General features: G+C 71.9%; 8 protein-coding genes. 6 read left to right on the plus strand and 2 right to left on the minus strand.

Going from position 1 to position 10,212, the window contains the following annotated elements:
* The first annotated feature begins 92 nt into the window (after positions 1 to 92).
* Complete coding sequence (locus tag QC385_RS43710) at positions 93 to 740, plus strand: LysE family translocator (RefSeq protein WP_279546975.1); 648 nt, start codon at positions 93 to 95, stop codon at positions 738 to 740.
* Positions 741 to 753: 13 nt separating this feature from the next.
* On the opposite strand, the gene QC385_RS43715 is transcribed toward QC385_RS43710, so the two are convergent.
* Positions 754 to 1,869 (minus strand): winged helix DNA-binding domain-containing protein, encoded by a 1,116-nt coding sequence (locus QC385_RS43715; protein ID WP_279546976.1) that lies wholly within the window; start codon positions 1,867 to 1,869, stop codon positions 754 to 756.
* A gap of 128 nt (positions 1,870 to 1,997) precedes the next feature.
* On the opposite strand from QC385_RS43715, the gene QC385_RS43720 reads away from it, so the two are divergent.
* Positions 1,998 to 2,423 carry a DUF6003 family protein gene (locus tag QC385_RS43720; RefSeq protein ID WP_279546977.1) on the plus strand — a complete coding sequence of 142 codons (426 nt, stop codon included), beginning with the start codon at positions 1,998 to 2,000 and terminating at the stop codon, positions 2,421 to 2,423.
* Positions 2,424 to 2,455: 32 nt separating this feature from the next.
* Here the strand turns inward: QC385_RS43720 and QC385_RS43725 are convergent, their stop codons facing one another.
* Positions 2,456 to 3,421, minus strand: a complete 966-nt coding sequence (locus QC385_RS43725) for a YihY/virulence factor BrkB family protein (RefSeq protein ID WP_279546978.1) — start codon at positions 3,419 to 3,421, stop codon at positions 2,456 to 2,458.
* Between the two features lie 169 nt (positions 3,422 to 3,590).
* Here QC385_RS43725 and QC385_RS43730 point away from each other — a divergent pair, with 169 nt between their 5' ends.
* The 4 genes from QC385_RS43730 to argG all read left to right on the plus strand — a co-directional run bounded on the left by QC385_RS43730 (position 3,591) and on the right by argG (position 10,142).
* Positions 3,591 to 5,399: a methylmalonyl-CoA mutase family protein gene (locus QC385_RS43730; RefSeq protein WP_279546979.1), complete on the plus strand. Its 1,809-nt coding sequence runs from the start codon at positions 3,591 to 3,593 to the stop codon at positions 5,397 to 5,399.
* Positions 5,399 to 7,591 carry a methylmalonyl-CoA mutase gene (gene scpA / locus QC385_RS43735; RefSeq protein WP_279546980.1) on the plus strand — a complete coding sequence of 731 codons (2,193 nt, stop codon included), beginning with the start codon at positions 5,399 to 5,401 and terminating at the stop codon, positions 7,589 to 7,591. The genes QC385_RS43730 and scpA overlap by 1 nt, the downstream gene beginning before the upstream one ends.
* Entirely contained in the window at positions 7,588 to 8,580 is a 993-nt protein-coding gene (gene meaB / locus QC385_RS43740; RefSeq protein ID WP_279546981.1) for a methylmalonyl Co-A mutase-associated GTPase MeaB, read from the plus strand. The genes scpA and meaB overlap by 4 nt, the downstream gene beginning before the upstream one ends.
* A 107-nt stretch (positions 8,581 to 8,687) precedes the next feature.
* On the plus strand, positions 8,688 to 10,142 hold the full coding sequence (gene argG / locus QC385_RS43745) for an argininosuccinate synthase (RefSeq protein ID WP_279546982.1): 1,455 nt from the start codon (positions 8,688 to 8,690) through the stop codon (positions 10,140 to 10,142).
* Positions 10,143 to 10,212: the final 70 nt, after the last annotated feature.

Here is a 10,212-nt window from a genome sequence, read left to right on the forward strand (position 1 = left end):
TTGCGGGCCTCCACGAGCGGCCCGCAACGCCCCCTTTCCATGTCATAGGCCGGGTTCAAGTGCTTGAATAGCGGCGGATGGGAGTGATGTTCATGGTTTCCGCAGATCGTCTCCTCGCCTTCGCCGTGATGTCGCTCCTGGTCATCGTGATCCCTGGACCCAGCGTGCTGTTCGTCATCGGCCGGGCCCTCGCGCACGGCCGCCGCACCGCCGTGGCGACGGCCCTCGGCAATGTCGTCGGCTCCTACCTGCTGGTCGTGGCGGTCGCGGTCGGGATCGGCTCGCTGGTCGAGCGGTCGGTGACGGTGTACCTGACGGTGAAGCTGGCGGGTGCCGCATATCTGGTGTACCTGGGCGTGCAGGCCTTTCGGCACCGCAGGGATCTGAAGGCGTCGCAGATCGCCACCGGGTCGACCGGACAGGCTCGCGGCGATCTCCGGACGCTCCTGGACGGGGTCCTCGTCGGTGTCACCAATCCGAAGGGCGTGGTGTTCTTCGCCGCCGTCCTGCCGCAGTTCGTGGACCACTCGGCGGGCCATGTGACCTTGCAGATGCTGCTGTTGGGCCTCGTACCGATCTCGATCGGCCTCGTCACGGACACACTGTGGGGCCTGACCGCGTCAGCGGCCCGCACCTGGTTCGCCCGCTCGGACCGTCGCCTGTCGCTGATCGGCGGGGCGGGCGGCTGCACGATGATCGGCCTGGGCGTGACGGTTGCGGTGACGGGCCGGGCCGACTGAAACGCCGCGCCGGCTACGTCCGTACGGCACCGAAGCGGATGTCGTACGAGGTTTCCGGGTGCATCATCCGCAGCATCCGCTCCCCCTCGGCGGTGACCTCGTCCCGCTGTGCCCCGGTGAGCCGGCCGAAGGGCTCGATCACGAGCGCGTGCTCCTCAAGTCGCCACAGCCCCGCGAGGAACCCGTCGACCAGGAGCGTGCAGTAGGCGAAGTTGCCCTGCCAGGAGCGGCCCCGGTACTCGGGCGGGACGACGCGGGTGCGGTCGGCGTGGGAGAGCAGCAGATTGTCGAACTCGGGCAGGAAGCGCGGCGGGGCCGGGGTGTCCGGGTCGGGGCGGGGGGCGTCCGGCAGGTCGAAGAGCTCGGTGCCGCCCTCGTCCCGGAAGGTGACCAGTCGCGGGCGGAGTCGTTCGAAGGCGTCGCGCAGGCGGGTCAGTCCGGCCCAGGCCTGCATGTCCCGCACGGAGGCCGGGCCGAAGGCGGCGAGGTAGCGCAGGACGACCGCGTCGGGCGTGGCGGCCGGTCCGGCGGGACGCCCGAGCCAGTGCTCGGCGGTGGTCAGACTCACCTGCCCGCTGCGGCCCCACAGGCCGCGCGGGGTCACCTGCACGAGCGGGAGACGGCACCGGGCGGCGACGGACAGGGCCTGCGGGTCGGCGTCCGGCCACTGCTGGAGCAGGGCCTCGCGCAGTTGCTTCATGGTGCGCGGCTCGGCCTCGACGAGCTCGCGGGCGAGGGCGGCGAGCCGGTCCAGGTCGACACCGGCGAGCCCCTTGCGGAACTGCGTCAGCTCCCGGTCCCGGGCGGGCTGCACCAGCGGACGCAGTGTGAGGCAGTCGTCCGCGGTGTGGGTGTGGATGGTGGAGCGCATCGTGACGATCCGGACGACCTCGCGGCCGGCCATCAGCCGGGACAGCGCCTCGGGGGCGAATCCGTCGAGGCGGGCGGCGAGCGCGTAGTACGGGGGCCTGACGTTCTGCGCCTGGAGACCGACCAGGTGCTCGACGGCCGCGGCGGCGGCGATCCGGGCCGGGCGCAGGAGCAACTGGCGGTCGAGAGTGGCGCGGTTGAGGGCCCGGGTACCGAGGTGGGGTGCCGTGCCGGCGACGCTCCGCTTGGTGTTCGTCATAGGGGCACGGTAGCGAGAGTTGCGGACAGGTTCTGTCCGCGACGGACGGGACTGCCGGAGCCGGTGGTATTCCGGGCGCGGCGGGGTAATGGGAGGTCGATCAGCCCCCAGTTGAGAAGGAGCCGAGGATGACCGATGACGCCTACCTGTTCCTGCTTGACGACGCGTCCGCGCGGCTCGGCGTGGCCCCCGCCGCCGTCGGAGAGCTCGCCTGCATGGAGACTCCCGCGGTACGCGCGTGGCTGGACGCTCAGGGAAGCACGCCGGACTCACCGCACCTGCGCCTGCTGCCGCCGGAGGAGACGGCGGCCATTCCCGAGGGAGCGGAACGGCTGCCCGTCCCGCTGAGCGACGAGGAACTGAGCCGGGTCCGCCACCGGATGGCACCGGAGCCGCTCGCCCGGATCGAGGAGGAGCTGCTCGCCTACCGCGACTGCGCGGACGGGCGGGACGGCCTGATCGGACGCGCGCTGGCCGCCGGCGTGCCACGGCACCGCATCGCCGAACTGACCGGGGTGGACCCCGCGACGGTGACCGCCGCGGCGAGCGGCTGAGGACGCTGCGACTGCTCGGCCGGCGTCCGGGCTCAGGCGCCGGGTCCCGGGTCCGGCCGGACGGCTGACTTGATTCCGGCGCGGGCCGCTTCCAGCTGGGCGGCGAACGCGATGCCGAGGAAGAGCGCGACGGCGGTGAGGTTGGCCCACAGCAGCAGGGCGATGAAGGCGGTGAGCGGCCCGTACACGGCTCCGAAGGCACCGCTCTCCTCGACGTACAGCGCGAGCAGCCAGGTGGCCGACACCCACAGCAGCAGATGCACGGCCGAGCCGAAGGCGAGCCAGGTGTAGCCGGGCTGGACGCGGCGGGGCGACCAGCGGAAGATCACGGCGGAGGCCACCCAGGCCAGCGCGAGCCCCACGGGGACGTCGAGCACACCCCACCACCGCGATCCGCTGTCCGCCCAGCCGCCCGAGTCCGCCACGGCGTCGCCCACGGCCTCGCCGGCGACGAGCACGACGAACCCGAGCACCAGGGGCAGACCGGCGGCGAGCGCGAGAACGATCCCCCGTCCGTACTTGCGCGGGAAGGGACGGTCGCGCTCGATGCCGTAGATGCGGTTGGCGCCGCGCTCGATCTGGCCCATGGCCGAGGCGAGGTTCAGCAGCGCGAAGCCCAGACCGAGCCACAGGGCGAGCGTGCCCCAGACGTCGCCGTGCGCGGTGCGGCGTGTCCCTTCGAAGGCGTCCTGGACGATCTGCGCGCTGGCCCCCGGCACGATCCGGCCGAGGGTGAGCTCGATGACCCGGCCCACGCCCTCGGTGTGCACCGACGTGGCCAGACCGACGAGCGCCACGGTGCACGGGACCAGTCCGAGCACGACCTGGAAGGCGAGGGCCCGCGCGTTGGTGAAGCCGTCCGCGTACCGGAACCGTGCGAAGGAGTCGGCCAGCAGCCGCAGCCCTCCGTAGTGCCTCAGGGCGGTGAACGCCTCGTCTCCGGAGAGCTCGTCTCCGATCATGTCCCGGGTCTGCGGGACGTGGACGGCGGTACCCATGGCGTGCACGCTCCTTGTCGTAGGGCGGCTCCCTGTCGGAAGCTGCTCCCTGTCCGGTTGCCCTGTGAACCCCTCCCCGCAAGGGAGATCGGGATCACAGAAACGGCGAGGGAAAGGTCACAGCCTCGCCCACTGCTGCTCCTCTGTGTCCGTGTCCTAGCATCCGAGCATGACGGTCCTGCCTGACGACGGGCTCGAGCTGGCCGGCGACTTCCCTGATGTGCCCCATGAGCAGTGGCAGCGCCTTGTGGCGGGTGTGCTGCGCAAGTCGGGCAAGGAAGTGGAGGGCGCCGAGGCCGAGGAAGCCCTGTCCACCGCGCTGGAGGACGGGCTGCGCACCCGGCCTCTCTACACCGCGCACGACACCGCGCCCGAGCCGGGCCTGCCTGGATTCGCCCCCTTTGTGCGGGGCGGCCGGGCCGAGGGGAACACGCTCGGCGGCTGGGACGTACGGCAGCGGCACACGGTGGCCGACGGCGGCGCGGTGCTCGCGGACCTCGAGAACGGCGTCACCTCCCTGTGGCTGGCCGTGGGGGAAGGCGGCATCCCGGTGCCGGAGCTCGGCCGGGTCCTCGACGGCGTCCATCTCGACCTCGCCCCCGTCGTCCTCGACGCGGGGCGTGACTCCGACGCCGCCGCGCGGGAGTTGCTGCGGCTGTACGAGGAGCGCGGTGTCGCCCGGGAGGCGGCGCGCGGCAATCTGGGCGCCGACCCGCTGGGCCAGGAGGCCCGGAGCGGGCAGGAGGGCGACGTCGCTCCGGCGGCGGAGCTCGCGCGGCTGTGTGCCGAGGAGTACCCGGGGCTGCGGGCGCTGACCGTGGACGCGCTGCCGTACCACGAGGCCGGCGGTTCGGCCGCCCAGGAGCTGGGCTGCTCGCTGGCCACGGGAGTGGCGTATCTGCGGCACCTCACCGAGGCCGGGCTGAGCGTCGGACAGGCGTGTGCGCAACTGGAGTTCCGGTACGCGGCGACCGCCGACCAGTTCCTGACGATCGCCAAGCTGCGGGCCGCGCGCCGGCTGTGGGCGCGGGTGGCCGAGGTCTGCGGGGCGCCGCGCGCGGGAGCGCAGCTCCAGCACGTCGTGACCTCCCCGGTGATGATGACGCGCCGCGACCCGTGGGTGAACATGCTGCGCACGACCATCGCCACGCTGGCCGCCGGGACGGGCGGGGCCGACTCGGTCACCGTGCTGCCCTTCGACCACGCCCTCGGCCTGCCGGACGCGTTCGCACGCCGTATCGCCCGCAACACCTCCACCATCCTCATCGAGGAGTCGCATCTGTCCCGGGTGATCGACCCGGCGGGCGGCTCCTGGTACGTGGAGCGGCTCACCGACGAACTCGCCCACGCGGGCTGGGAGTTCTTCCGGCGGATCGAGCGGCTCGGCGGCCAGGCGGCGGCCCTGCGGTCGGGAGACCTCGCGCAGGACCTGGCCGAGACCTGGCAGGCCCGCCGTACGAAGCTGGCGAAGCGGCGCGAACCCGTCACGGGCGTCAGCGAGTTCCCGTATCTCGCGGAGAAGCCGGTGGTCCGCGAGAGCGCGCCCGAGCCGCCGTCCGGCGGGCTGCCGCGGGTGCGCCGCGACGAGGAGTTCGAGGCGCTGCGCGCCCGCTCCGACGCCCACCTCGCCGCGACCGGTTCGCGGCCCCGGATCTTCCTCGCCGCGATCGGCCCGGCCGCCGCGCACACCGCGCGCCTCACCTTCGCCTCGAACCTCTTCCAGGCGGGCGGCATCGAGCCTGTCACGGACGGCACCTTCGAGGACAGCGGCGCGACGGAGGCCGTGCTGTGCTCCAGCGACGCGCTGTACGAGGAGCAGGCCGAGGCCACCGCCCGGACCCTGAAGGCCGCCGGTGCGCGGCACGTGTTCCTCGCGGGCCGTCCCGGGCGGTACGCCGGTGTCGACGCGTACGTCTTCGCGGGCTGCGATGCCGTGGCCGTGCTCTCCGCGACCCTCGACCGCATGGGAGTGTCCTGATGACCGCCCCCTCCGACCGTTCCGTCCCCGACTTCTCCGGGATCGAGCTGGGGACCCCGTCCTCGGACGGCGGCCCCGACGAGTGGCGTACGGCGGTCAAGAACGCCTCCGGCGGTGACGACCTGCTGTGGGAGACCCCGGAGGGCATCGCGGTCAAGCCGCTGTACACCGGGCGCGACCTGGAGGGCCTGGACTTCCTTCAGACGTATCCGGGCGCGGCGCCGTATCTGCGCGGCCCGTACCCGACGATGTACGTCAACCAGCCCTGGACGATCCGCCAGTACGCCGGTTTCTCCACGGCCGAGGAGTCCAACGCGTTCTACCGGCGCAACCTCGCGGCCGGGCAGAAGGGCCTGTCGGTCGCCTTCGACCTGCCCACGCACCGGGGCTACGACAGCGACCACCCGCGGGTGACCGGTGACGTCGGCATGGCGGGCGTGGCGATCGACTCGATCTACGACATGCGCCAGCTGTTCGACGGGATCCCGCTGGACAAGATGACGGTGTCGATGACGATGAACGGCGCCGTGCTGCCGGTGCTGGCGCTGTACATCGTGGCGGCGGAGGAGCAGGGCGTACCGGCGGAGAAGCTGGCGGGGACCATTCAGAACGACATCCTCAAGGAGTTCATGGTCCGCAACACCTACATCTATCCGCCGAAGCCGTCGATGCGGATCATCTCCGACATCTTCGCCTTCACCTCGCAGCGGATGCCGCGCTACAACTCCATCTCCATCTCCGGCTACCACATCCAGGAGGCGGGCGCGACGGCCGACCTGGAGCTGGCGTACACGCTCGCGGACGGCGTGGAGTACATCCGGGCGGGCCGTGAAGCCGGCCTGGACGTGGACGCGTTCGCGCCCCGGCTGTCGTTCTTCTGGGCGATCGGCATGAACTTCTTCATGGAGGTCGCCAAGCTGCGGGCCGCACGGCTGCTGTGGGCGAAGCTGGTGAGGCAGTTCGACCCGAAGAACGCCAAGTCCCTGTCCCTGCGCACCCATTCGCAGACCTCCGGCTGGTCGCTGACCGCGCAGGACGTGTTCAACAACGTGACGCGCACCTGCGTGGAGGCCATGGCGGCCACCCAGGGCCACACCCAGTCGCTGCACACCAACGCCCTCGACGAGGCGCTGGCCCTGCCCACCGACTTCTCGGCGCGCATCGCCCGCAACACGCAGCTGCTGCTCCAGCAGGAGTCCGGCACGAACCGGGTCATCGACCCGTGGGGCGGCAGCGCGTACGTGGAGAAGCTGACGTACGACCTGGCCCGGCGGGCCTGGCAGCACATCGAGGAGGTCGAGGCCGCGGGCGGAATGGCCAAGGCCATCGACGCGGGCATTCCGAAGCTGCGCATCGAGGAGGCGGCGGCCCGCACCCAGGCCCGGATCGACTCGGGCCGGCAGCCCGTCATCGGCGTCAACAAGTACCGCGTCGAGACCGACGAGCAGATCGACGTCCTGAAGGTCGACAACTCCTCCGTGCGCACCCAGCAGATCGAGAAGCTGCGGCGGCTGCGGGCGGAGCGGGACGAGACGGCGTGCCAGGACGCGCTGGAGGCGCTGACCCGGGCCGCCGGCGGCGAGGGCAACCTGCTGGAGCTGGCGGTGCGCGCGGCCCGCGCGAAGGCGACCGTCGGGGAGATCTCCGACGCCCTGGAGAAGGTGTACGGCCGGCACGCGAGCCAGATCCGTACGATCTCCGGCGTGTACCGCAACGAAGCAGGGGAGTCCCCGTCCGTGGACCGCACCCGGGCCCTGGTCTCCGACTTCGAGGAGGCCGAGGGCCGCCGCCCGCGCATCCTGGTCGCGAAGATGGGCCAGGACGGCCACGACCGCGGCCAGAAGGTGATCGCGACCGCCTTCGCCGACCTCGGCTTCGACGTGGACGTCGGCCCGCTGTTCCAGACCCCGGCCGAGGTGGCCCGGCAGGCCGTCGAGGCGGACGTGCACATCGTCGGGGTCTCCTCGCTGGCGGCCGGTCACCTCACCCTCGTCCCGGCGCTGCGCGAGGCGCTGGCCGAGGAGGGGCGCGAGGACATCATGATCGTGGTCGGCGGGGTGATCCCGCCGCAGGACGTGCCGACGCTGCTGGAGATGGGCGCGGCGGCGGTCTTCCCGCCCGGGACGGTGATCCCGGACGCGGCGTACGACCTGGTGAAGCGGCTGTCGGACGGACTCGGGCACGACCTGTGATCGATGTCGACGCGTATGTGAAGGGCGTACTCGACGGGAAGCGGGCGCTCATCGCCCGGGCCATCACGCTCGTCGAGTCGACCCGCCCTCAGCACCGGGTGCTGGCCCAGGAGTTGCTGACCGCGCTGCTGCCGCACAGCGGGCGGGCCCGGCGGATCGGGGTCAGCGGGGTGCCGGGCGTGGGCAAGTCGACGTTCATCGACGCGTTCGGCACGATGCTGACGGGGCTCGGGCACCGGGTGGCGGTGCTCGCCGTCGACCCGTCCTCCAGCCGTACCGGCGGCTCGATCCTGGGCGACAAGACGCGCATGGAACGGCTGGCCGTGGACCCGGCGGCGTTCGTCCGCCCCTCCCCCACCGCGGGCACGCTGGGCGGGGTCGCCAAGGCGACGCGTGAGTCGATCGTGGTGATGGAGGCGGCGGGTTACGACGTCGTCCTGGTGGAGACGGTCGGCGTCGGTCAGTCCGAGACCGCGGTGGCGAACATGGTCGACTCCTTCCTGCTGCTCACCCTCGCCCGCACGGGCGATCAGCTCCAGGGCATCAAGAAGGGCGTGCTGGAACTGGCCGACGTGATCGCCGTGAACAAGGCGGACGGCCCGCACGAGCGCGACGCCCGCGCCGCCGCGCGCGAGCTGGCGGGCGCGCTGCGGCTGATGCACGGCAAGGACGCGTTCTGGACCCCGCCCGTGCTCAGTTGCAGCGCCCGTGAGTCGAGCGGCCTGGACACGGTGTGGGAGCGCCTCGAACAGCACCGCACGCTGCTGGACTCCACCGGCCGCCTCACCGCCAAGCGCCGTGACCAGCAGGTCGACTGGACCTGGACCATGGTCCGTGAGGAACTCCTCGGCCGCCTGCACGCCGATCCGGCGGTACGGGCGCTGGCGCCGGTGCTGGAGCAGCGGGTCCGGGAGGGCGAGCTGACACCGACGCTCGCCGCGGAGCGGATCCTGGGGGCGCTCGGAGGGCCCGGCTCCGAGAGTTCCTGAGCGGGAGCCGCGTTGGAGGCGGTCCCCCATGCGTGATCGCGCGAACGCGATGCGCGATTCCGCATACCCGGCTTGCATGACTATGCAAAGTGATACATACTCTTTCTATGTCCAAGGTCCTCACCTCCCTGCCCGCCGGCGAGCGCGTCGGCATCGCCTTCTCGGGCGGTCTCGACACCTCCGTCGCGGTCGCGTGGATGCGCGACAAGGGCGCCGTCCCGTGCACCTACACCGCCGACATCGGCCAGTACGACGAGCCCGACATCGCGTCGGTGCCCGGCCGTGCGAAGACCTACGGGGCCGAGATCGCGCGTCTGGTCGACTGCCGTGCCGCGCTGGTCGAGGAGGGCCTCGCGGCGCTGACCTGCGGCGCGTTCCACATCCGCTCGGGCGGGCGGGCGTACTTCAACACCACGCCGCTCGGCCGTGCCGTCACGGGCACGCTGCTGGTGCGCGCGATGCTCGAGGACGACGTCCAGATCTGGGGCGACGGCTCGACCTTCAAGGGCAACGACATCGAGCGGTTCTACCGCTACGGCCTGCTCGCCAACCCGCACCTCAGGATCTACAAGCCCTGGCTGGACGCGGCGTTCGTGACCGAGCTCGGCGGCCGCAAGGAGATGTCGGAGTGGCTGCTCGCCCACGGGCTGCCCTACCGCGACAGCACGGAGAAGGCGTACTCGACCGACGCCAACATCTGGGGCGCCACGCACGAGGCGAAGACCCTGGAGCACCTGGACACCGGCGTCGAGACCGTCGAGCCGATCATGGGCGTGAAGTTCTGGGACCCCGAGGTCGACATCGCCACCGAGGACGTGACGATCGGCTTCGAGCAGGGCCGCCCCGTGACGATCAACGGCAAGGAGTTCCCCTCCCCCGTCGACCTGGTCATGGAGGCCAACGCCATCGGCGGCCGGCACGGCCTGGGCATGTCGGACCAGATCGAGAACCGGATCATCGAGGCCAAGAGCCGCGGCATCTACGAGGCCCCGGGCATGGCCCTGCTGCACGCCGCCTACGAGCGTCTGGTCAACGCGATCCACAACGAGGACACCCTCGCCCAGTACCACACCGAGGGACGGCGGCTCGGCCGGCTGATGTACGAGGGCCGCTGGCTGGACCCCCAGGCGCTGATGATCCGCGAGTCGCTCCAGCGGTGGGTCGGCGCGGCCGTCACCGGCGAGGTGACACTGCGGCTGCGGCGCGGTGAGGACTACTCGATCCTCGACACGACCGGCCCGGCGTTCAGCTACCACCCGGACAAGCTGTCCATGGAGCGCACCGAGGACTCCGCGTTCGGCCCGGTGGACCGGATCGGCCAGCTCACCATGCGCAACCTGGACATCGCCGACTCCCGCGCCAAGCTGGAGCAGTACGCCGGCATCGGCCTGATCGGCACCGGCAGCCCGACCATCGGCGCCTCCCAGGCGGCCGCGACCGGGCTGATCGGCACCATGCCGGAGCTGCCCCAGGGCGGCGCCGAGGCCATCGCCTCCCGGGGCGCGGTCTCCGAGGAGGACGCGTGGCTGGACCGCGCCGCGATGGACTCCGGCACGGACTGATCAATCGAGGTGCCCCGTGAGACGACGGGGCATCGGACAAGGGGCCGGCCCGGCACGCACAGTGCCGGGC

This window comes from Streptomyces sp. DH10 (assembly GCF_029813805.1).
GTDB classification, from domain to species: domain Bacteria; phylum Actinomycetota; class Actinomycetes; order Streptomycetales; family Streptomycetaceae; genus Streptomyces; species Streptomyces coeruleofuscus.